This window comes from Paenibacillus sp. JJ1683 (assembly GCF_053006485.1).
Genome location: NZ_CM129820.1, coordinates 5,590,224 through 5,611,386 on the forward strand (window position 1 = coordinate 5,590,224; position 21,163 = coordinate 5,611,386).

Consider the following 21,163-nt stretch of genomic DNA (forward strand, 5'->3'; position numbering starts at 1 on the left):
TAAAGCCATGAACGAAGCTATTGAAGCGAGTTATAACGAAGCGAAAAAGCTGTATGCCCGCCACGGTATTCAGGTGGATGACGTTTTACGGAAGCTCTCACAAATCAAAATATCACTGCACTGCTGGCAGGGAGACGATGTGCAAGGATTCCTGTTCAAAGATAAACAGCTTAGCGGGGGAATTGCCGTAACAGGTAGCTACCCGGGCAGAGCAGGTACGCCAGATGAACTACGTCAGGACTTGGAAAAAGCCCTATCGCTCATCCCTGGTAAACACAAGGTTAATCTGCATGCGATCTATGCAGATACTACAGAACAAGTAGATTTGGATCAACTGGAGCCACGCCATTTTCAGAACTGGGTAGACTGGGCCAAACAGCAAGGGCTTGGACTTGATTTTAATCCGACCCTATTCTCCCATCCTAAAGCGGAAGACGGCTTCACCCTAAGCCACAAGGACCCGGGAATTCGCGATTTCTGGATCACACACTGTAAGAAATCACGCAGAATTGCAGAATATTTTGGAAAGGAACTCGGTCAGCCTTGTGTCACTAATCACTGGATGCCGGATGGTTACAAGGATACCCCGGTGGATCGCTTGGCTCCAAGAGAACGTCTGCGGGATGCTCTGGACGAGCTTTTCAGCGAGGAAATTAGTGAAGATTACAACATCGATGCAGTTGAAAGTAAACTGTTCGGCATCGGTTCGGAAAGCTATGTCGTCGGCTCTCATGAGTTCTATATGGGTTACGCCCTGACACGGGGGAAATCTATCTGTCTCGATTCTGGTCACTTCCACCCGACAGAAGTCATTTCGAACAAACTGTCCTCTGTGCTGATGTTCACCGATCAATTATTGCTACACGTCAGCAGACCTGTTCGTTGGGATAGCGATCATGTCGTGACGATGGACGACGAATTGCTGGACATTGCCCGTGAGCTCGTTCGCGGTGAGCTGCTTTCCCGCACTCATATCGGCCTTGATTTCTTTGATGGCAGTATCAACCATGTGGCTGCATGGGTCATCGGAACACGCAACACCATCAAAGCGTTGCTTCGCGCCATGCTGGAGCCGATTGAGGAACTGAAAAAAGCCGAAGAGGAAAGAGACTTCACTACGCGACTTGCCCTGGTCGAAGAGTTTAAATCCTATCCGTTTGGGGCTGTATGGGATTACTATTGCGCTCGAAACGGCGTTCCTGTTCGTGAGGAATGGCTAACCGAGGCTAAAAACTATGAACAACGAGTCCTGCTGAAACGGTAACTACTGCACTGATCATTTTATATTCATATCATCCAAAGGGAGAGATCATCTATGACTACTGTGCTGGAGAATCAAAAAGAACGAAAATCAGGACTGGATATCCCATTTGTTCGCGAGATGGCGGAAATTACGCAAAACATGTGGAAATTCGGCTGGGATGAACGCAACGGAGGAAATGTAAGCTATATTCTGGATGAAGCCGAGGTTGCCAAATATATTGATATTCATAAAGTCATTCGAACGATTAAACCTGCTTTCCCCGTGAATGAACTGGCAGGCAAATATTTTATCGTCACTGGATCAGGCAAGTACTTCAAAAACGTTATTGCCGATCCGGAAGCCAATTTAGGAGTCCTGCGTGTATCCCAAGATGGTGAGCAGCTAGAAATTTTGTGGGGCCTCAAGCATGACGCGGTTCCTACCAGCGAATTGCCGTCTCATTTTATGAGCCATATTGAGCGCTTGAAGGTCGATCCCAACCATCGGGTTGTAATCCATAATCATGCCACCCATGTCATTGCCATGACCTTCATTCATAGTCTGGACGAAAACCAATTCACCAAAACGCTGTGGGAAATGTGTACCGAATGTATCGTAGTCTTTCCAGACGGTATCGGTGTAATCCCTTGGATGGTGCCAGGCTCCAGCGAAATCGGCCGTGAAACAGCGAAAAAAATGAAGGATCATCACGCTGTATTATGGCCTCATCACGGCATTTTCGGAACAGGTAGCTCCATTGATGAAGCGTTTGGCCTGATTGAAACGATTGAAAAAGCAGCGCAAATTTATATGCTGATTGCTAAGCATGATATCCAGCAACGGATTACAGATCAGGAGCTGTCGGATCTGGCTAAAGCCTTTAATGTTACTCCAAAAGAAGGAATCCTGAACGTATAAACACAGGCTAATCGTATAGGGCAGGACTCTATAAGGCTCCACGGCTCGTCTCAAACCAGCCATGGAGCCTTTACCGTTTTAATTTTATAACCCTAAATTCCAATGAATTAACTTGTAATTGTACTTTCCTTTATATACAATAAAATCAAAATTCCCTTATCTCCACCAAAGGAGAGGTGACAATGATGAGAAGAACAAAGAATGAAGATCACTTCGACATCGTGGAAGACCATTATTTCACAACAACCGAACTGGAAAAATCCAGTGCCATTTGGCCAGTCAGACTGGGTATGGATATTTCGAAGGCAAGCTGTCATGTCGGCCCCAAGGCTGTCCCTTATTTTTATTTTATTTTTGTACTTGAAGGTCAAGCTGAGTTCATTTATAAGGAAAAGAAGTATCGTGTGCAAAAGTCTGATGTATTCTGTTTTTTTCCGCATCTTGCCCATGAATTTTACACCGACCAAGAGCACCCGTTACAAAAGGTATGGATTGCCTTTGAGGGACCGAAATCTCTGGCGCTACTGGAGCGGATCGGGATTAACCCCTCTAAGCCATTTATAGCTAACGCAGTGAGCGAGGAAATCCTCGAACTGATCTCCAACCTATTTTCCATCGCCAACGACCACAACAGACAGGGCAGCGATCTGGCCCGCTTAATTACACTACATCAGATCTTCGAGGAGTTGTCCCGCAACACATCTGGTGCTCTGCGCAACTCTGTATGCTCCGATTATTGGCTCCAGCAGGGGAAGGATTACATCGAAATGCATTATTGTGACCGTGTTACAATTGAGCAAATTGCTGAGCATGTAGGTGTGGATCGTGCGCATTTTTCACGTAAATTCCATTCTACCTTCCTTATCTCCCCCGCCAAATATTTGCAAACCCTCAAGATTAACGAAGCGAAAAGATTGCTGGAACAGACCACTTACAATCTGTCGATCATCGCCCAATCTATCGGTTATACCGACATGTCCACCTTTTCCAAGGCATTTAAGAAAACAGCAGGAATCCCACCCCGAGAATATCGCTTCCGGCATCAGTCCCGGCAAGAGATCCGCACTGCCAACGCTTAGTCGGAATCCAGCAACGATACAGGAGAACCACCATCATACGGCGGCTCTCCCTTTTTTATGACCTGATCCTAATTTGTACTTGGTTCTGAGTGCTATCAACGCTATAATAGGCATCAAACCAACAGGAAAGGTACGTGAATTCCATGCTGCGATTTAATGCTATACGTACAGGTTATCTGCTGGGCATCTCACTGATACTGGCTGCGATTATTTATTTTTTCGCCTCCAATTGGGGCGGACTGGATCGGACAGCCAAAATTGTGCTAGCTATTGCGCTTATTGTTTTGTTCTATGGCTTGTCTTTTGTATTTGCACGTGTTCGTGCTGTTCCCGGGCAACAAGCTTTTCTGTCCAATATATTTCTGCTGGCTGGCTGTGTAGCCTTCGGCGTTTCCGTGGCGTTACTCGGTCAAATTTACAACTCCCATGCAGACAGCTATGGATTGTTTCTCATTTGGTCAGTGCCGGCTTTACTGCTTAGCTGGATCACCCGCTATAATCCTTTTTATATGCTGTCTTATGTATTGATTCATTTGGGGGTATGGCTTTATTTTTATCCAACGATGCAAAGCGCGGCTTATAGCCAACTGGAATCGTTATCCATTGCTGGAGTGTTCGCAATATTCAATCTGGTTCTATTTCTATTGACGTTCCTTCATCGTATACATTCTGCTCCACTACAATACATCAGCTTTACTGTTCTCCATATAGCTATGTTGGCGATGACCAACTCCTTTGCATTCGATGGGTATGGCCTGATCATGAATATACCGCATATCGCTGTGATTGCTTTAGGATTTTATATATTTATCAAGGTTCGGCTGAATAAAACGTTATTGACCTTAAATGCATTGGCGCTCTCGGCTTTTGCTGTCTTTAAATTTATAGAGCTGGCAGAGGCGTACTCTTCATCTTTATTCTTTGTTTTCGGTTTGATTTTTGTGGCACTGCTACTGACGGGTAACGTATGGTTTTTTCGTTATTTAAATCGTTTGGGAAAACCGTCTCTGGAGGCTGGAGAAGTACCCAATGAGAACAAAGAAGATATCGCGAAATCCGATGCACAGACAACTGTTTCCGAAGACCGCAGTAGTGAATGGATCAGCAAAACCGTATCCCGTGTAATCAAAGTGGTTGGAGTATTGATTGGCAGTATATCCCTCATTGGACTGATTATGATTAGCACGAACGTAAATCACACCGAATATGTACTGCTGAGTGTGTCTTTGCTGCTGATGATTACGATGATTGTCATACCGGAGTCCAAGCTGGATTCTGTAGTCCGTTATACACTGCTGACCATCAGCTATATTACCGGTCTGGCGGCCATTCTATGGTCAGACCAGACGTTACTTTCAGTATTATTTCTGATCGTTTCCATCGCCGGATGGTTTCGCTCCAAGGGGAAAAGGCAGCAATTTTTTGCCTATACTTTTGTAAACCTGAATATGGCGACTGTTTTATTAAAGCAGTATCAAGAATGGTATGGTTGGAACTGGACCTATGAATTCATCATCTTCGCCCTATTCGTGCTCAATGCCGTGTTATATGGGGTAAGCTACTTTGTGCTCAAGACAGAGTTAAAAGAACATCTTCGGGATAGCTCATTATTCTTCGGCTTATTGTTCCTGTTTTGGGCGACGTTTTTTGAGGATGTCATTCCACACTCTTATATGTTCATTAATATTTTTTATTTTATTATCGTTACATGGATGGTCTTTGCCTTTATTCGTCACAAACACAAATCGCAGGCCATTACGAGCGTCGTATTCTGGTTTATTTTTATCGGCTTCAAATACTATGATTTATTGTGGACGCTGCTGTATAAATCTTTTACACTGGCGCTGCTGGGGATCATTACACTCGGAATTACCTGGTGGTTCGATCGACGAATGGCTCATAGCGGCAAAGCAGCATTCGACGCCGACCACCGCAGCTTTAGCTTTATGCGCTTAAGCCCGTTACTCATTGCCATCGTCATCGTACTACAGCTGGGGATTATCGGCTATCAGACGGCGAGAAGTGAAACCCTGCTCGCCACAGGTGCCTCCGTTAAGCTCAAGCTGGCTCCTATAGATCCGCGTTCCCTGTTGCAGGGCGACTATGTGGCACTGAATTACGATATTTCTACCCCTCCTTCCAAGGACCCTCTTCAGGAGAAGGATTGGAACCGAGGCAAAGTTAAAGTCGTTCTCACACCAGATAGCCAAGGAGTATACATCTCTGATCGTCTATATCAAGATGGTGAAGTGCTTGCCAATCATGAAATCATTCTTAACGGACAATGGAATGGTTCTCGTATTCTGTACGGTGTTGAGAATTATTTCATCCCTGAAGGAACCGGGCGTACTGTTGAACAGAACGCTCGTTACGCCTATATTCGGGTCAGCCGCAATGGAGATGCGTTGCTGGAACGTTTGGTGGAAAGCTGATCTGGATTGGCAAAGAGATAGAGAGGTAGAGAGGTAGAGAGGTAGAGAAATAGCGAACGAAGCGAGGCTTTAGAAATTCATTCTTTACAAAAAGCAGGCTGAACCAGGTTGCTCCATTACTGGAGTATAACTCGGTTCAGCCTGCTTGTTCTTTTGCGGCAATGGAGGAAAACTCCATGATAACCTTCCCTGAAAGTTTATTCTCGTTTATACCTCTCTCGACCATGCCACGATTTCTCTAATATCCTGTGGCTGAGTCCGACAACAGCCACCAATCATACGCGCTCCTGCTTCATACCACTGACGGGCACTCTGTCCGAACGTCTCTGTACAAGTATGGCCTTGCCATGTTTTGGTGACCGGGTCATATTCCTCCCCCAGATTGGGATATACCACCACCGGCTTATCCGTATGGCTGTGTATTTCGTGAATAAGGGATGGAATGAATTTGGGCAACGTGCAATTGATCCCTACTGCAGCCACCTGCTCGTGCTCATTCAGCCACTTTGCACATGCGGCGATAGACTCACCGTTACTGATATGCTGCTCATCCTTTGCACTAAAGCTGATCCAGGCATACGTGCCGGGGAATTCCTTCAGCAGCCAGGCGATGGCCCTGGCTTCAACCATGCAGGGTATCGTTTCACAAGCTAAAATGTCTGCTCCCGCCTCAATCAAAGCTTTCATGCGCGGCCTGTGAAACTCCATAAGCTGCTCCTCGCTCAGCTTGTAATCACCGCGATACTCTGATCCATCAGCGAGAAACGCCCCATAGGGTCCGACAGAGGCCGCAACCAGCGGCTTGGGACGAGTCTGCTGACTCGCAGTAGCCGTCACATCGGCCCAAAACTCATCTCGTGCCTGTACAGCAATCTGCACCGATGACTGAATAAGCTTTAATGCCTCATTTTCGCTCAGCCCGCGTTGAACATAGCCCTCCACAGTGGCCTGGTAGCTCGCCGTAATCGCACAGTCTGCCCCAGCCTCAAAATAATCTCGATGTACACGCTTGATCGAATCTGGATGTTCATAGAGGATTTTGGCTGACCATAAGCTATCGTTTAGATCATGCCCGTGACGTTCTAGTTCAGTCGCCATTGCGCCGTCCAGCACGATCAGCTGAAATTTGTTCAGTATACGTTGTATCGGATTCATGCGGACCCTCCTACTTGTCTTATCCATTTAACCCACTAACCAGGTTGGAATTAATTTTTTATATTATAGCATGTATATTGATGGGCACCTCACATTTACATCCTGATGTGACGTATAAATTTTTTAAATTAGTTTCATAAGTTAAATTAATTAGATATTGTTCTTTTTTTCACAAAGTTTTTTTACTATAAAGGTGCAAACCAAACACTTTGGCCAAAAGATCAGGGAATTGCATAGTCACATTTTGCATCGTCAATTATGTGAAAAAAGGTACAAGAGAGGGTTTTATCTATGTCTTTACTAGAAATGATTAAAGCGACCTTAACAGATAACAGCATTGTTAGTTCTATCGCTTCTACCGTTTTTATTATCCTGCTCGGCTTCTTTTGCCGCAAGAAGGGGATTTTTACCGCAGCCGTAGGAAAGATGCTATCTAAGGTTGTTCTCACCGTAGCTCTACCGGCACTAGCCTTTAATTCTTTCATGCAGGATATCAATCCTACCATATTAAAACAAGGCATGAATGTCTTAATCTGGGGGATTCTCATTTATATCATTCTCATCTTTATTTCCAAGCCGTTCTTCCTGAGCTACAACAAGGATAAGCAGGATGTGCTGCGGGTACTCACTATTTTCGGTTCTACTACTTTTTTTGGAATTCCCATTGTCGGTGCCATTTACGGTCCTACCGGAGTCATGTACAGTTCCATTTTTAATATAGGCTACCGCATTTTCTTATATTCTTATGGCTATATCAAAATGAGCGGCTTAAAAATGGAGCTTAAAAATCTCAAAACTATGTTTTTGAATCCGATCGTTATCGCGACTTTTATAGGCTTGTTTGTTTGGTTGTTCCAGGGTTATTTACCACAAATGAGTGTGGCTACAGAGGATGGAACCATTCAGCAGTTTGCTTTTCTAAGAATTGACCAAACCGCTGTCTGGCTGTTCAAGCCCATGACCTACCTTGCCGGACTAGCTTCTCCACTGGCCTGGCTATCGATTGGTTCGACTTTGGGTGAGATCAGCTTCAAATCGGCAGCTACAGACAAGACATCATGGTATTACAGCCTTGTTAAAGTTTGGCTAGTACCTATTGTGAACATCGTTTTGCTGGCTTTGTTGACTGTATCTCATATTCTGTCGGTCGATACTGTCGCTTTATCTACTATTGTCATTATGATGGCTACTCCTACAGCTACCGTAGCCGCAGCCTATGCTATCAGTTTTGATAAGGAAGCTGTACTGACTTCCAACGCTTCGCTTCTATCAACTATTACTTCCGTCGTCATGATTCCAGTGTGGATCATTACGCTCAATGTCATCGATAAAATTGGAATTTTCTAAACCAGGGGGAAAACAACATGTTAAAAATCATCTGCTATGGTGCCCGTTCATATGAGAAGCCCTATTTCCATGAGCTTAATAAATATAACTTTCAACTGACGCTGGTAGAAGAGCTACTGACCTCCAGCAATGCAGAACTGGCGCAGCATCACGATGCTGTTTTGTTAAGAGGAAACTGTGCTGCCAATCGAGAAAATCTTACAAAATTCAATAAGTACGGCATTCAATATGTTTTCACCAGAACGGTCGGAATCAACCACATTGATTTGGATGCTTGCAGCGAATTTGGAATGAAGGTCGCACGCGTCCCATCCTACTCTCCGAATGCTATTGCAGAGTTATCCCTAACGCTGGCTATGATGCTGCTCCGTCACACCGCTTATATGACTACCAAAAGCTCTTTCAAAAATTTTATTGTGGACGAGCATACGTTCAGCAAAGAGATTCACAATTGTAAAGTCGGGATTATCGGGGTCGGTCGCATTGGTCTGACGGAAGCCAGATTGTTTAAAGGATTAGGTGCTTCTGTTATCGGCTATGATGTGTACCAATCGGGCGCGGCCAAGGCCGTCGTTCCATTCACAACCTTGGATGAGTTACTGGCAGAGAGTGACATCGTCAGTGTGCATGTTCCTTACCTGCCGGGACAGAACGACCAAATGATTAATGCCAGCTTTTTAGCAAAAATGAAAAAGGGAGCTATTCTCATCAACACCTCACGTGGGGAATTACAAGATAACCAAGCCATTCTGGATGCATTGCTCAGCAATCATTTGGAAGGGTTCGGAACAGATGTCTTTCCTAAAGAGGAAGAACTATTTTTCAAAGCATTTGACCCATGGCAAATGCTCCCGGACCCAACAATCCAGAAGCTTGTGGAGCTGTATCCAAGAGTTTTGGTAACCCCTCATGCGGGCTCGAATACGGTTACTGCGTTATCCAACATGATTGAAACCAGCTACGAAAACTTCCATGATATCATTACAACTCATTCTTCGGACAATCTGGTTCCACTTCCTGTTCTCGCTATGAAATAATGCAGAAAGCCTGGTACACTCATTGGACAATAAAGAACCGCTATCTCCAGATCATACTGGAAATGGCGGTTCTTTTATATCAGGATTGATCTGATAGAGCATTAGTGGTCTTCCAACCTTGTGGTATTCTATCGATTCAATTAGGAAGCCATCGTCTACCAGGAACTGAATATATTTTTTGACTGTAATACGGGACAAGTCCACTTCTCTGGCTAAGGTTTCAACCGAAAAGGGTCCGTCCAGCTCTTGGATACTCTTCAGTATGGTAGTCATGGTCAGTTTGGACAAGTTTTTAGACAGATTTTTTGATAGATTTGGGGATAGATGTTCAGTAGTTTTTTTCGTTTCCACACCCATAGGCTCTTCTTTATTAAAATATTGATCAATGACAGCCTGATTAATTCCGTTCCCTTCCTCCATTACCGTGGCCAGACGCTGGATTTTCTCCACAGCCAGCTTAAAACGTTCAAATGTAAAAGGCTTGATTAGATAGTCCGCCACTCCATAAAAAACAGCTTCCTTCACCGTTTGGATATCCTTTGCAGCCGTAATTAAAATAACCGAAGCATGGTACTGATGCTCCTGCATATGGGATAGCAAGGTTAATCCGCTTTTTCCGGGTAAATACACGTCCAGTAATACCACATCCGGTGTGTGTTTCTGAAGATAATCCTGCGCTTTCTGGACGGTATCTGCTTTACCTACCACATCCAAGTGGTCCATACGCTCAATAAACTGTTGGTTGAGCTCAGCAACCATGGGATCATCCTCAACAATGAGTACCTTCATTCACTCGTCACCTCCAATGTACAGGGCAACTCTACATAGATACTTGTTCCCAGGCCAGGTTGGCTGTCCATTTCAATGATGCCCTGGTGATTATCCACCATGGTTTTAACCAGATTCAAGCCGTAACCCCTGTCCTCTCCTTTGGTTGAGAAGCCATGCTCGAATATTCTTTGTTGCATTTCGGAATCAATCCCCATACCATTATCCTTCACTTTCAAAATGAACACATTTCCCTCGCACTCATAATTTAATTTTAATTCAATTTTGCCGGGTTGCCTTTTTTGTAAAATGGAGTCTATCGCGTTGTCAAAAAAATTGCCCAATATGTGTATGACATCATGAACAATGTCCTGCATCTCTAGATTGGAGACATTTGAGCTTTCTTCCAGTAACACCGAAATATTCTGCTCGCGTGCTTCGTTGATTTTCCCCATAATAAAACCTGCTAACGCCGGAACTTTAATTCTCTCTGTTAGAAAGCCTACTTCATTTTGATACCGGTGATTTAGCTGCTGAATATACTGACTGACCTCTTCATATTTCCTCATCTCAATCAGTCCGGAGATCACGTGCATTTTGTTCATAAACTCATGCGTCTGTCCGCGAAGAGAGTTAATATAATATTTGGTGCCACTTAACTGATTACTAAGATGAATCATTTCGGATTGATCGCGCAGCGTAGCCACTGCCCCAAAAAACTCATTTTCTACATGTATAGGGGTTACTGTCGCAATGACCTCTATACCATTCACATAAAATGAGCGGTCCTTGATCTTCTTCTTATCATCAAACACTTTCTTGAAGAGCGCGTTATAAAAGCTGGTATCGATCTGCTCGCCAATCGGAGCTTTCTTGTCTTGATTCGCCAATTGGTACTTGGCCTTAGCTTCCTTGTTCATAAGCATAATTTTCTTATCAGCGGAAATGGCTATAATGCCTTCAGAGACTTCATTTTCAATAATTACTTTTTCACGTAATCGTGTTGCTATCTCTTGTGGCTCCAGCCCAAATAAAATCGTTTTGATTTTTTGCGCCAGAATGATCGCCCCCAGAACTCCACTAAAGAGCCCCAGCATCAGTCCTCCAAAAATGGTATACTGCGCCTGCATCAAATCATGATTTAGCGTTCTCATGGTCAGTCCTACACATACAATGCCAATGACCTCATTCTGTTGATTGAATATCGGCGTAAAATAACGGTAGCCTTGACCCAAAACACCGATATTCTCAGAAAAATGTCCCTGACCGGATAGCGCCTTTCTGGCATCATTCAGATCAGAGAAAGGCTTGCCAATCATGGTTTCATTCGGATGTGATAGCCGAATTAAATCGTGGTTCAGTATGACTACAAAATCTACATTAACGTTATGCATGACTCCAAGCGAGTAATCCTGGATCTGTCTCACAGGAACTCCCCGCTCAACATTACGAATCACATCGTTGTCACTGGCAACCACCTTGGCAATACCCGAAAGTTTTTCCTTCGTATTATCAAAATGCTTGTTAATCACGAAATTACGAATGAGAAGCAAGGATATAATTAAGGAAATAATAATAACTAAAACAACCAAAATAATAATCATGAATTGTAGCGAAACTTTGAATTGTCTTCTCGGTTTCAACTTGCCTTTTAACCGCAACCCTATCACCCAGCTTCTTTATCAAGCTCTCCATGAGAAGAAGAGCCTATCTTGCCCCTATAATCCCTTTTTATTCGACATTGTTTGACAAATTCCCTTCTTATTCTGCAAGCTTTACGCGCCTCATCGGGAATTAACGTAGTCTGTACCTGAAATAGAACAATATGCTGAATAAGGAAAGATCAATCCTCCATAATAAGGACGTATACCTAACGAAAGGGAGGATAACGGATGATTGACAATCTCGAAAGCAATTACGACTGCTCCCATGCAGGACAAGACCTTCATCAGCTCAAGCAGGAGCTCGCTACGCTTCAGGCACAAGGTGCCAACGACCAGGCATCCAAGGAAGCCATTCATCGGCTGGAAAATCAAATTTCGTTCATCTTGAACAAATGCGATATTAACCATTAGTCGAATCTGGCTGGTTCGGTAAAATAAAATACAAAACCGGCTTGCCTTAAAAGACAAGCCGGTTTTGTATGCTTAAGTTTATGCACAAACGAGTCCAAACTTCACAAAATTCCTCGTATCTCATCCAACGACTGCACCTTTTCCTGCTGCATCCATTGTTCTAGTCCATATACCAGCTCAGCCCCTGCATGTAAATGGACAAAATTATACGTTCCCACCTGAATAGCGGCGGCCCCTGCCATGGTGAATTCAATAATGTCCTCCACCGAGCTGATCCCGCCCATCCCGATCACGGGAATCGATACCGCCTGCGCCACCTGGTGAACCATGCGCAAGGCAATCGGCTTGATTGCCGGGCCGGAAAGGCCTGCATACGTGTTGGCAAAGACACTGCGACGCCGACGTATATCTATTTTCATTGCAGAAAATGTATTGATCAGCGAAACCCCGTCCGCGCCTTCTTCCTCGCACATCACTGCCATCTGCGTGATGTTCTCTGCATTAGGAGATAGCTTGACGATCAGCGGAAGTGCCGTCACATTGCGCACCTGACGCACAACCTCCCGTGCTACCTCCGTCTGGATACCAAATTGCATTCCACCCTGCTTCACATTGGGACATGAAATGTTCAATTCCAGCATGTCAACGCCTCTGCGGTTCATTGTACGGCGTTTTTGCGCGTTTTCCGTAATCATGGCTACGGCCTGAACGTATTCCTCCAGATTGGAGCCGCCCACATTGGCAATAACAGCTGTATTCCAGCGAGTCATGTCATCCAGTTCATCCTTCAAAAAAGCCGCCACACCCGGATTTTCCAATCCTACACTATTCAGCATGCCTGATGCTGTCTCATGTATTCGTTGCCCCGTATTCCCCGCCTTCGGATGAAGGGTTAGTCCCTTGCCGACGATGCCGCCGAGAAGTTCAGGAGAATAGAACTCCGCAAACTCACGCCCAAATCCAAACGTACCCGATGCCATGATAATTGGATTTTTGAACGGTACACCTGCTATATTACACGCCATGGAGATCATCGAACTCCACCTCCTCCACCGGGAATACAGGCCCTTCCTTACATACCCTCCGATTGCCTTCACGGGTACGCATAGTACAGCCCAAACATGCGCCAATACCACAGGCCATGTGTCTTTCTGTTGAAATATATAAACGGGACGCTGTACCCGCCGTTTTCAGCGCGAGTGCTTGCAACATCGGAGTGGGCCCGCAGGAAAACATATTCGCATAACGAGCCGGATCGACCTGTTCGACGATGCTTCCCCCTACTTTGACCTGTACAGATGCTGCCGCAGCCTCGAACGCTTCAACCCCAAAGGCTTGCTGTGCAAAACCCAGATAAACGTCTGCATGTGGGTAATATTTTGCAGCCAACAACAAAGGTGCTGTACCCATGCCACCGCCGATTAAAGCTAGACTGCCCTCGACCTGCGGAAACCCGTTTCCGAAAGGTCCTTCCAACTGAATCTCCTGACCAGGCTGTAATTGGGAAAATAGATTGGTCCCCTCTCCAACAACCCGGTATAAAAAGGAAATGCTCTCTTCCCCGATATCATAAATGCTGATGGGTCTTGGCAGCAGTGGGTAACCATTCCCGCTGCGCAGCATGTAGAACTGACCCATTTTCCCTTTAAATTTGCCCTCTATCTTCATTACATAAATGCCCGGAACGAGCGCCACATTTGAAATTACGTTAGCCATATAACCCCTCCACTAACCACTCACTATAACGTAAAAGCAGCAACTATTACGTGACTATTTTCACATTTATAGTTGGCGTTTTGTTCCATGACTCATGTATAAAAAAAGCGTACTCCTGTTAGAGAGTACGCTCGTACATTTTAACTAATCGCTTCGCGCTCCGCATTGCGGCTGCCGCTCGCATCCTTGCGAATTTGCTTGCTGCGTAGCTGTCCACAGGCCGCATCAATGTCGACTCCGTGCTCCAGCCGAACACTACAGCTAATGCCTTGCTTTTTCAACACATCATAGAAGCCAGTAATCGACTCCGACTCACTCCGCTGGTATTGACTATGCTCATCCACCGGATTGTACGGAATCAGGTTCACATTCGCCAGATTGCGACGATGGCCCACCAGCTCAGCCAGTTCGAGCGCATGCTCCTTACCGTCATTAACATCCTTCAGGAGGATGTACTCTAGCGTAATCCGACGATTGGTTTTGTCCAAATAATAATCAATCGCCTGCATGAGCTTCTCAATCGGGATCGCCCGGTTGATCTTCATAATGCGGGTACGAATCTCATTATTCGGAGCATGGAGGGAGATCGCAAGGTTGACGTGTAGATCGGAATCTGCAAATTCAATAATTTTATCGGCAAGGCCACTTGTGGACACAGTAATATGCCGCGGCCCAATCGCCAGCCCTTTGTGATCCTTAATGACCCGAATGAAATCGGACAGGTTCACAAAGTTATCAAACGGTTCGCCAATCCCCATTACCACAACGTGACTGACCCGGTCGCCCGGACGTTCCTGGTCCAGATACAGCTGCACCTTCATGATTTGTCCTACAATTTCACCACTGGAAAGGTCACGGCTCTTCTTCAACAATCCGCTCGCACAGAAGCTGCATCCAATGTTACATCCCACCTGGGTCGTCACACATACGGATAGTCCAAACTTATGCCGCATTAATACCGTCTCAATCAAATTCCCATCCTGCAAGCGGAACAAAAACTTGACCGTCCCGTCTGCTGATTGTTGCTTCACGTGTTCTTCCAGGATTTCAATAGAGAAGTGCTCTGCCAACAAGCGAGTACAACTCTCGTGAACCTCTGTCATCGCCGCAAAATCAGTAATTCGTTTCCGGTACAATGCGTCCCATACCTGTAATGCCCGAGATTTTTTATGTCCATGCTCCATGAGCCATGCTGTCAATTGGTCTAACGTTAATCCATAAATGGATTCCTTTTTCATGTTCGATCCTCTTTTCACAAACGTTAAAATTCGTATTTCTATATATAAACCCTAGCCATCACGACTCGTCTCAACTATCATTGCATCATAGCATGTTTGAGCGCTCTGCGCTATTCAAACACTTCTTTTATTGTCCCAAATTTTAATTATGAACACAAGGGGGCAGGCTGATGAAATCCTGTTCAACAACAGCACGCAAAGACAGGATGACGGACACCGTGAATGATATGATTACAACCAAGGAAGGTGATGTGGTTGGAATGGTTGGTTCGGATCAAGAACGCACTCGATCTAATGGAAGATAGAATGCAGCAGCCCCTCAATATCGATGAAATTGCAAAGGCGGCCTACTCGTCTCCCTTTCATTTTCAACGGATGTTTTATATGCTGACTGGCGTTACGGTAGCAGAATATGTGCGCAAACGTCGATTGACCCTGGCTGCTCAGGAGTTGAGTCTTTCTACCACCAAAGTACTGGATGTTGCGTTCAAATACGGATATGATTCCCCCGAATCTTTTTCTAAAGCGTTCCGAAAGGTACACGGTATTTCTCCCTCTGAGGCCAGAAACCCGGGAGTGAACCTGAAAGCCTTTCCGCGCATCACCTTCCACCTATCGCTGAAGGGAGATCAGGAAATGGATTATAAAATTGTAGAGAAGGCGGCGTTTACGGTCATTGGGAAGTCCATTCAAGTTACTACTAAGAACGGTGAAAATCTTCGAGAAATCCCAAAATTCTGGGATCAGCTTAACGGAGATGGCACATCAGATCGCATTCATGCCTTGGGGACAGGCGACGATATACTCGGTATATGTCTGGACATGAAGCATGGTGAGGAGACGTTTAGCTACCTTATCGCCGCAGAGGGTAACGAAGACGTAGCAGCCTCGAACGGATTAGAAGCCAGAACCATCCCGGCTGCCACCTGGGCCGTGTTTACATCCACCGGCCCTATGCCTCACTCGATCCAGAAGGTATGGCAAAGAATTTACCAGGAATGGTTCCCTGCCAGCAATTATGAGCATTCAGGCGGTCCCGAGCTGGAAGTGTATACCATGGGGGATGCTCATGCTGAGGACTACCGAAGTGAAGTATGGATCCCGATTACGAAAAAATAAACAAACGAACCGGCTGCCTATTGCAGTCGGTTTGTTATCGTATGCTCAGGACAATTGCCCCAGTTCTTTCTTTAACACAGAATATAGCCTTGCGCTTGCTAGCTTCAGCGGTGCCTCGGTTGCTTTACAAAGAAGACCAAAGGTCATATCGATCAGGCTGCCGCTTAATTGCCTCACCGCTGTTCCTACCGGGACAGGATGGACTAGAATTTGGGGCACAAGGGCAATCCCCAATTCACATTCCACATAAGATTTCAGAGCCGTCATGCTACCAATTTCCATCGTGTCTAACGTGGTTATTCCATGTTCCTTCATGACCATTTCAAGTTTACGCCGATAGGGACAGATGGACGACGTAATAAGTAGGCGATGCCCTTGCAAATCTGCGGGTCCAATGCACTCCTTTTGTGCAAGAGGGTGATGTTCAGGCATCAAAACTACAAAATTCTCCTTAAATAAAGGTTCAAAATATAGTTCTGTACCTAAATCCGGAGCAGAGCATAATGCGATGTCCACATCCCCTTTGAGAATACGCTCGCTTAATGTAGGGGTATTCCCAAACTCAACAGAAATCCGAATGTAAGGATAATGGTTTAAGAATCGCTTTAAAATTTCAGGTAGTCGGTAACTGGCGGTCGGTTCAGTCACCCCTATGCGAATGTCGCCTGCGGTTCCCTTTTGCAGGTTCTCCATATTTTCCTGCAATTGCTCCATATCTTTTACAATATGCAGACTTTGCTCGTGAAACATCCTGCCCGCTTCAGTTAACTTTATTTTCTTGCCCCGTTCAATAAGCTGAACTCCTAGATCGGATTCCAGTCTCTGTATTTGCATCGTCACGGTGGATTGTGCATAATTCAACGCTTCCGCTGCACGCATAAAACTTCCGCAATTCACAATCATCTGAAATGTTTTAAGTGCTTTAATATCCATTCTCCTACTCCTAAGTCGCTCGTTTAATTCAGTTTTATTGAATTTCAAGTTCAGTTAATTCAATTATACATAATATAATACATCCTCTACAATGATCCATATTAGATCATATTATTTTTCACACAAAACTAACGAGTTGGATAAGGGGCGGACATACATGGATTTACATCAAAAAGTAGCACTGGTTACAGGAGGCGGTACAGGAATTGGGAGAGCCATATGTATGGAGCTGGCGGATCGTAAGGCTACGGTAGTCGTAAACTATTCCCGTTCTAAAGACGATGCAGAGGAAACCGTAGGTAGGATACTTGAACAGGGAGGAAGTGCAATTGCATTACAGGCAGATGTTTCCCAAGATCGGGAAGTTCGAGCGATGGTCGAGCAGATTGTTCTGCAATACGGCACGGTTGATGTACTGGTGAATAACGCCAGCATTACACATCATATTCCGATGGATGATCTAGAGGCCGTTACGGAAGCGGTGTGGAATGATCTCTTGGATGTCAATGTGAAAGGCATGTTTCACTGTGCCAGAGCCGTGGCTCCTTATATGAAGCATCGTCAACAAGGAGCTATCGTCAATCTGGGAAGTATAGCTGGACAAACAGGGCTAGGTTCCTCGCTACCCTATGCAGTATCCAAAGCAGCCGTCCACGGGCTGACCAAGTCGTTAGCACGATCGCTGGCACCTGATATTCGAGTCAATTGTATCGTACCAGGCGCGGTGGCCACAAGATGGTGGGCAGGTAGGGAAGAACAAATGAAACAATTGGCTCCCCACTTGCTGCTACAGCGCATTTCCACACCTGAGGATATTGCCAGCATGGTCTGCTCTGCTTTGGAACAGGAAGCCATGACAGGCCAGATCATTACGATAGACAGCGGACAAACGCTATAAAGTTACTGGGCTTCTAGGTAAAAAACAAGCCGCCTTCTTAGACAGAAGGTGGCTGTTAAGCTAGAACCTAAAAAGGAGAATGCTCCCGCAAGTTTGCCGGGGCGTTCTCCTCCTTATCTTATTCATAAATGATTTAAAACACTTTATTCTAATGATGATGAATACGACGTTTATTTCTCAAAATGTTGCGAATCATCTTATGATTAGGGAGCTGCCTGAATAACATATGTCCTGGATGCGGATTGGCCTCAATAATCCAGATTTGACCGCTCTTTTCAATAGCAAGATCGATGCCCAGCTCGCGAACCGGATGATTTTGGTCAATCGTGTCGGCAATGATTCTAGAAAGCTCAATGACCTGGTCCAAAATCTCTTTCATTTTCGCTCTGTCATTTTTAAAAACCCTTAAAAGCACTTTGGACAACGGCGCCGCATGTCCTCCCTTCCGATAGTTGGTAACGACCTTTCGAGGTGCAGCGACACGGCCGGTTATCCCTGAAATGACCCATTCCGATTCCGGCTTCTGCATATACACTCTGGCATCAAAAATCGAACCTTTGTACTTGGCTAACTTAAGTCCTTGCTGTACCAAATAACGACGATGAGGTCTCCGATAGCTTCTAATTGCTCTTCTTACAGCGTGGGATCTAACGACTCTGCGACTGGAGCCGCAACGAACCTCATATCTCCTCCCTACCTTTTTCGCGCGTATGATGCCGGTTCCTCCACTGCCATAATTAGGCTTGATAAAGACAGTGCGGTAGGTATCCAGCATCCGTAAAGTCCTTGCATTCGTAATCCAGCGGGTTTCGGGCAAGTGCGAGCGTAAAATGGGATGTTGTTGCATTTCCTTGTATTGAATCATCTTTCCAATGGGCACGAATATCCCTCGATTCTGTTGGGTTTTTGCACACACTACATGAATATGCATCTATATTCTATCTTGGTAACGGCGAATGCCACAGTTTGCTATGTAAGAGGCAAATCTCCTACTCTCTCTAAGCCAAGTCTTCTTTGATTTCAAAGAGAGAGAGAGGGGTACTATGGGTCTTTACATGACGCAATTATTGTAAATACCTATAAAGTTAATCCCAATAATATATTGGACCAATAACAACTCTAGATATATGATGTATTAAAAAATAACGCGAGGAGGAACGATAACATGTCTGTTTATGATTTTCAAGCAACCTCAATTAACGGGAAACCGATTGAATTGTCAGACTATAGAGGTAAGGTTCTCCTTATTGTAAACACTGCCAGCATGTGTAGCTTCTCCAGCCAATTCGCTGATCTGCAAAAGCTCTATGAAAGACGGAGAGAACAAGGTTTTGAAATCCTTGCTTTTCCTTGTAACCAATTCAATGGAAAAGAGCCGGGTAGCAATTCGGAGGTTCAGGGAATTTGTCAAATTAAGCATGGAGTAACTTTCCCATTATTTGAGAAGACGGAGGTAAGAGGATCTTCCCTTCATCCTTTATTTCAATATCTGACCCAACAGGCACCGTTTCAAGGCTTCGATACCCAGGCCAAAGACGGCCAATGGATGGACGATTTCTTGCAGGATAAATATCCAGAAATATACGTTGGCGACGGTATCAAGTGGAATTTTTCCAAATTCCTGATTGATCGCGGCGGCTATGTAAAAGCCAGATTTGAAGTAACAACGGCAACCTGTGCTATTGACCCTGTCATCGAATCGCTATTGTAGTTTTCCTGGTCACTTCTTTAGATTCTTAAACAAAGAGTATCAAATGACAAAAACGTATATTTGTCATTTGATACTCTTTGTGTTATCCTGACTTCAAGGAGGTGACTCACACGGTAAGTCAACCGTGTCTCTATGGAAAAGTCCTCAGATATACTGACCAAGGAACAGATTCTTATCGCTACAGAAGACACCCTTAGACGTTTTGGTGTAACCAAAAGCTCCGTGACGGATGTTGCCAAAGTGTTAGGAGTAAGTCACGGCACTATTTACCGACACTTTAAAAGTAAAGCCGAGCTTCTTGAAGGCGTGACCGAAAAATGGCTAAATGAAAAGATTATCGATCCGTTAACGGAGATATGCCAGGATTCATCTGTGCTAGGAATATCGCACTTAAAACGATATATACAGACCTTGGTCGAACTTAAGCAGTATTATGCCCGCGATGACGAGGAAATGTTCGAGATGTATACCCGGGTCACCGAGCAAGCCGCGGATTTAATCGACCAACATATCGCCCACATTGTGGATCAGCTCGCTGATATTATTGTGCGCGGGGGTATCACAGCCGATCAGCCGCCCCAACTGGCGCGTACGCTTTTCTATGCCACAGCCCGTTTTCATCATCCCGCACATGCTTATGAATGGAAGAATCCGACGATTGATCAGGAGTTTGCAGAAGTGTGGATACTTTTAGAAAAAGGGATATCTTAAAATATATAGAAAGAAGGCCAAACACATATGAAGCATTTGGAAGGAAAAATAGCGATTATCACTGGCTCCTCCAGGGGAATTGGACGTGCCATTGCCGAGCAGCAGGCTAATCTAGGTGCTAGTGTAGTCGTCAATTATGCCAGTAGTCCGGACAGAGCTAAAGAAGTGGTAGCAGGCATTATTCAAAAAGGCGGAAAGGCCATAGCTCTCCACGCTGATCTGAGCAAGATGGGCGATATTGAAGCCTTATTTACAAATACGATTGCTGAATTCGGCAAAGTGGATATTCTGGTTAACAACGCCGGGCTGATGATTACCAAACCTCTGGCTGAGGTGACCGAAGCTGATTTTGACCAACAATTCGCACTGAATGTAAAAGGTACTTTCTTTGCCTGTCAGCAAGCGATGAAATACATGGAGAACTACGGAAGAATTGTGAATCTGTCCACGTCCGTGATCGGACAAATGTTTCCGGCTTATAGCGTATACGCGGGTACGAAAGGCGCAGTGGAGCAATTTACCCGTCAGCTGGCCAAGGAGTTCGGAAGCAGGCAAATTACGATCAATGCCGTGGCTCCCGGTCCTGTCAACACAGAGCTTTTTCAGGCAGGAAAAACAGAGCAACAGATCGAAGGCATGAAGAAAATGAATGCTATGGGTCGTCTCGGTGAACCGGAAGATATCGCTGATGTGATTGAGTTTCTGGTCAGCGCTAAATCGCAGTGGGTTACCGGACAGACCATCCGCGTGAATGGCGGATTCATCTAAAAGCTGGAATACATG

At 45.1% G+C, this 21,163-nt stretch carries 21 protein-coding genes; 13 read left to right on the forward strand and 8 right to left on the reverse strand.

What is annotated here, in order from left to right; all coding sequences use genetic code 11:
- The first annotated feature begins 7 nt into the window (after window positions 1-7).
- The 4 genes from rhaA to ACUC6J_RS24135 all read left to right on the forward strand — a co-directional run bounded on the left by rhaA (window position 8) and on the right by ACUC6J_RS24135 (window position 5,672).
- Window positions 8-1,264, forward strand: coding sequence for an L-rhamnose isomerase (rhaA, locus tag ACUC6J_RS24120; protein ID WP_447249548.1), 1,257 nt, complete (start codon window positions 8-10; stop codon window positions 1,262-1,264).
- 51 nt (window positions 1,265-1,315) lie between these two features.
- On the forward strand, window positions 1,316-2,161 hold the full coding sequence (gene rhaD, locus ACUC6J_RS24125; RefSeq protein WP_019689000.1) for a rhamnulose-1-phosphate aldolase: 846 nt from the start codon (window positions 1,316-1,318) through the stop codon (window positions 2,159-2,161).
- 182 nt (window positions 2,162-2,343) lie between these two features.
- A complete protein-coding gene (locus tag ACUC6J_RS24130; RefSeq protein WP_340865963.1) occupies window positions 2,344-3,240 on the forward strand; it encodes an AraC family transcriptional regulator in 897 nt (298 codons plus the stop codon).
- 143 nt (window positions 3,241-3,383) lie between these two features.
- Entirely contained in the window at window positions 3,384-5,672 is a 2,289-nt protein-coding gene (locus ACUC6J_RS24135; RefSeq protein WP_447250318.1) for a GDYXXLXY domain-containing protein, read from the forward strand.
- Window positions 5,673-5,879: 207 nt separating this feature from the next.
- Here the strand turns inward: ACUC6J_RS24135 and mmuM are convergent, their stop codons facing one another.
- A complete protein-coding gene (mmuM, locus tag ACUC6J_RS24140; RefSeq protein ID WP_123797810.1) occupies window positions 5,880-6,827 on the reverse strand; it encodes a homocysteine S-methyltransferase in 948 nt (315 codons plus the stop codon).
- 291 nt (window positions 6,828-7,118) lie between these two features.
- On the opposite strand from mmuM, the gene ACUC6J_RS24145 reads away from it, so the two are divergent.
- On the forward strand, window positions 7,119-8,174 hold the full coding sequence (locus tag ACUC6J_RS24145; protein WP_123797811.1) for an AEC family transporter: 1,056 nt from the start codon (window positions 7,119-7,121) through the stop codon (window positions 8,172-8,174).
- A gap of 17 nt (window positions 8,175-8,191) precedes the next feature.
- A complete protein-coding gene (locus ACUC6J_RS24150) occupies window positions 8,192-9,211 on the forward strand; it encodes a 2-hydroxyacid dehydrogenase (protein ID WP_025366181.1) in 1,020 nt (339 codons plus the stop codon).
- Window positions 9,212-9,262: 51 nt separating this feature from the next.
- Here the strand turns inward: ACUC6J_RS24150 and ACUC6J_RS24155 are convergent, their stop codons facing one another.
- Both ACUC6J_RS24155 and ACUC6J_RS24160 read right to left on the reverse strand, forming a co-directional pair.
- Window positions 9,263-10,000, reverse strand: coding sequence for a response regulator (locus ACUC6J_RS24155; RefSeq protein WP_137079521.1), 738 nt, complete (start codon window positions 9,998-10,000; stop codon window positions 9,263-9,265).
- A complete protein-coding gene (locus ACUC6J_RS24160) occupies window positions 9,997-11,622 on the reverse strand; it encodes an ATP-binding protein (RefSeq protein WP_249931046.1) in 1,626 nt (541 codons plus the stop codon). The genes ACUC6J_RS24155 and ACUC6J_RS24160 overlap by 4 nt, the downstream gene beginning before the upstream one ends.
- A 249-nt stretch (window positions 11,623-11,871) precedes the next feature.
- Between ACUC6J_RS24160 and ACUC6J_RS24165 the strand changes: the two genes are divergently transcribed.
- Window positions 11,872-12,054 (forward strand): hypothetical protein, encoded by a 183-nt coding sequence (locus ACUC6J_RS24165; protein ID WP_016822587.1) that lies wholly within the window; start codon window positions 11,872-11,874, stop codon window positions 12,052-12,054.
- A gap of 101 nt (window positions 12,055-12,155) precedes the next feature.
- On the opposite strand, the gene ACUC6J_RS24170 is transcribed toward ACUC6J_RS24165, so the two are convergent.
- The 3 genes from ACUC6J_RS24170 to rlmN form a co-directional block, all read right to left on the reverse strand.
- The gene (locus ACUC6J_RS24170; RefSeq protein WP_090889107.1) at window positions 12,156-13,088 is read right to left on the reverse strand and encodes a dihydroorotate dehydrogenase; all 933 of its coding nucleotides are present in this window, start codon (window positions 13,086-13,088) and stop codon (window positions 12,156-12,158) included.
- Complete coding sequence (locus ACUC6J_RS24175) at window positions 13,069-13,770, reverse strand: dihydroorotate dehydrogenase electron transfer subunit (RefSeq protein ID WP_090889108.1); 702 nt, start codon at window positions 13,768-13,770, stop codon at window positions 13,069-13,071. Before ACUC6J_RS24175 ends, ACUC6J_RS24170 begins: the two co-directional genes overlap by 20 nt.
- 140 nt (window positions 13,771-13,910) lie before the next feature.
- Complete coding sequence (gene rlmN, locus ACUC6J_RS24180; protein WP_016822584.1) at window positions 13,911-15,008, reverse strand: 23S rRNA (adenine(2503)-C(2))-methyltransferase RlmN; 1,098 nt, start codon at window positions 15,006-15,008, stop codon at window positions 13,911-13,913.
- Window positions 15,009-15,178: 170 nt separating this feature from the next.
- Between rlmN and ACUC6J_RS24185 the strand changes: the two genes are divergently transcribed.
- Together ACUC6J_RS24185 and ACUC6J_RS24190 are read left to right on the forward strand one after the other, a co-directional pair.
- On the forward strand, window positions 15,179-15,313 hold the full coding sequence (locus ACUC6J_RS24185) for a hypothetical protein (protein WP_258957425.1): 135 nt from the start codon (window positions 15,179-15,181) through the stop codon (window positions 15,311-15,313).
- On the forward strand, window positions 15,258-16,127 hold the full coding sequence (locus tag ACUC6J_RS24190; protein WP_090889109.1) for an AraC family transcriptional regulator: 870 nt from the start codon (window positions 15,258-15,260) through the stop codon (window positions 16,125-16,127). Before ACUC6J_RS24185 ends, ACUC6J_RS24190 begins: the two co-directional genes overlap by 56 nt.
- A 45-nt stretch (window positions 16,128-16,172) precedes the next feature.
- Here the strand turns inward: ACUC6J_RS24190 and ACUC6J_RS24195 are convergent, their stop codons facing one another.
- On the reverse strand, window positions 16,173-17,060 hold the full coding sequence (locus ACUC6J_RS24195; protein WP_447249549.1) for a LysR family transcriptional regulator: 888 nt from the start codon (window positions 17,058-17,060) through the stop codon (window positions 16,173-16,175).
- A gap of 157 nt (window positions 17,061-17,217) precedes the next feature.
- Here ACUC6J_RS24195 and ACUC6J_RS24200 point away from each other — a divergent pair, with 157 nt between their 5' ends.
- Window positions 17,218-17,958, forward strand: coding sequence for an SDR family NAD(P)-dependent oxidoreductase (locus ACUC6J_RS24200; RefSeq protein ID WP_016822581.1), 741 nt, complete (start codon window positions 17,218-17,220; stop codon window positions 17,956-17,958).
- 148 nt (window positions 17,959-18,106) lie between these two features.
- Here the strand turns inward: ACUC6J_RS24200 and ACUC6J_RS24205 are convergent, their stop codons facing one another.
- Window positions 18,107-18,838 (reverse strand): YheC/YheD family protein, encoded by a 732-nt coding sequence (locus ACUC6J_RS24205; protein ID WP_025366187.1) that lies wholly within the window; start codon window positions 18,836-18,838, stop codon window positions 18,107-18,109.
- A 285-nt stretch (window positions 18,839-19,123) separates the two neighbouring features.
- On the opposite strand from ACUC6J_RS24205, the gene ACUC6J_RS24210 reads away from it, so the two are divergent.
- From ACUC6J_RS24210 to ACUC6J_RS24220, 3 genes are all read left to right on the forward strand, one after another.
- Entirely contained in the window at window positions 19,124-19,669 is a 546-nt protein-coding gene (locus ACUC6J_RS24210; RefSeq protein WP_016822579.1) for a glutathione peroxidase, read from the forward strand.
- A gap of 132 nt (window positions 19,670-19,801) precedes the next feature.
- Window positions 19,802-20,380 (forward strand): TetR/AcrR family transcriptional regulator, encoded by a 579-nt coding sequence (locus ACUC6J_RS24215; RefSeq protein ID WP_123797816.1) that lies wholly within the window; start codon window positions 19,802-19,804, stop codon window positions 20,378-20,380.
- Between the two features lie 27 nt (window positions 20,381-20,407).
- Window positions 20,408-21,148, forward strand: a complete 741-nt coding sequence (locus tag ACUC6J_RS24220; RefSeq protein ID WP_447249550.1) for an SDR family oxidoreductase — start codon at window positions 20,408-20,410, stop codon at window positions 21,146-21,148.
- The last annotated feature ends 15 nt before the right edge of the window (window positions 21,149-21,163 follow it).

Bases quoted from the DNA above. Each gene is read 5' to 3' on its own strand.
- rhaA (WP_447249548.1), top strand. From the start codon at position 8: ATGAACGAAGCTATTGAAGCGAGTTATAACGAAGCGAAAAAGCTGTAT.
- rhaD (WP_019689000.1), top strand. From the start codon at position 1,316: ATGACTACTGTGCTGGAGAATCAAAAAGAACGAAAATCAGGACTGGAT.
- ACUC6J_RS24130 (WP_340865963.1), top strand. From the start codon at position 2,344: ATGATGAGAAGAACAAAGAATGAAGATCACTTCGACATCGTGGAAGAC.
- ACUC6J_RS24135 (WP_447250318.1), top strand. From the start codon at position 3,384: ATGCTGCGATTTAATGCTATACGTACAGGTTATCTGCTGGGCATCTCA.
- mmuM (WP_123797810.1), bottom strand. From the start codon at position 6,827: ATGAATCCGATACAACGTATACTGAACAAATTTCAGCTGATCGTGCTG.
- ACUC6J_RS24145 (WP_123797811.1), top strand. From the start codon at position 7,119: ATGTCTTTACTAGAAATGATTAAAGCGACCTTAACAGATAACAGCATT.
- ACUC6J_RS24150 (WP_025366181.1), top strand. From the start codon at position 8,192: ATGTTAAAAATCATCTGCTATGGTGCCCGTTCATATGAGAAGCCCTAT.
- ACUC6J_RS24155 (WP_137079521.1), bottom strand. From the start codon at position 10,000: ATGAAGGTACTCATTGTTGAGGATGATCCCATGGTTGCTGAGCTCAAC.
- ACUC6J_RS24165 (WP_016822587.1), top strand. From the start codon at position 11,872: ATGATTGACAATCTCGAAAGCAATTACGACTGCTCCCATGCAGGACAA.
- ACUC6J_RS24170 (WP_090889107.1), bottom strand. From the start codon at position 13,088: ATGATCTCCATGGCGTGTAATATAGCAGGTGTACCGTTCAAAAATCCA.
- ACUC6J_RS24175 (WP_090889108.1), bottom strand. From the start codon at position 13,770: ATGGCTAACGTAATTTCAAATGTGGCGCTCGTTCCGGGCATTTATGTA.
- rlmN (WP_016822584.1), bottom strand. From the start codon at position 15,008: ATGAAAAAGGAATCCATTTATGGATTAACGTTAGACCAATTGACAGCA.
- ACUC6J_RS24185 (WP_258957425.1), top strand. From the start codon at position 15,179: ATGAAATCCTGTTCAACAACAGCACGCAAAGACAGGATGACGGACACC.
- ACUC6J_RS24190 (WP_090889109.1), top strand. From the start codon at position 15,258: ATGTGGTTGGAATGGTTGGTTCGGATCAAGAACGCACTCGATCTAATG.
- ACUC6J_RS24195 (WP_447249549.1), bottom strand. From the start codon at position 17,060: ATGGATATTAAAGCACTTAAAACATTTCAGATGATTGTGAATTGCGGA.
- ACUC6J_RS24200 (WP_016822581.1), top strand. From the start codon at position 17,218: ATGGATTTACATCAAAAAGTAGCACTGGTTACAGGAGGCGGTACAGGA.
- ACUC6J_RS24210 (WP_016822579.1), top strand. From the start codon at position 19,124: ATGTCTGTTTATGATTTTCAAGCAACCTCAATTAACGGGAAACCGATT.
- ACUC6J_RS24215 (WP_123797816.1), top strand. From the start codon at position 19,802: ATGGAAAAGTCCTCAGATATACTGACCAAGGAACAGATTCTTATCGCT.
- ACUC6J_RS24220 (WP_447249550.1), top strand. From the start codon at position 20,408: ATGAAGCATTTGGAAGGAAAAATAGCGATTATCACTGGCTCCTCCAGG.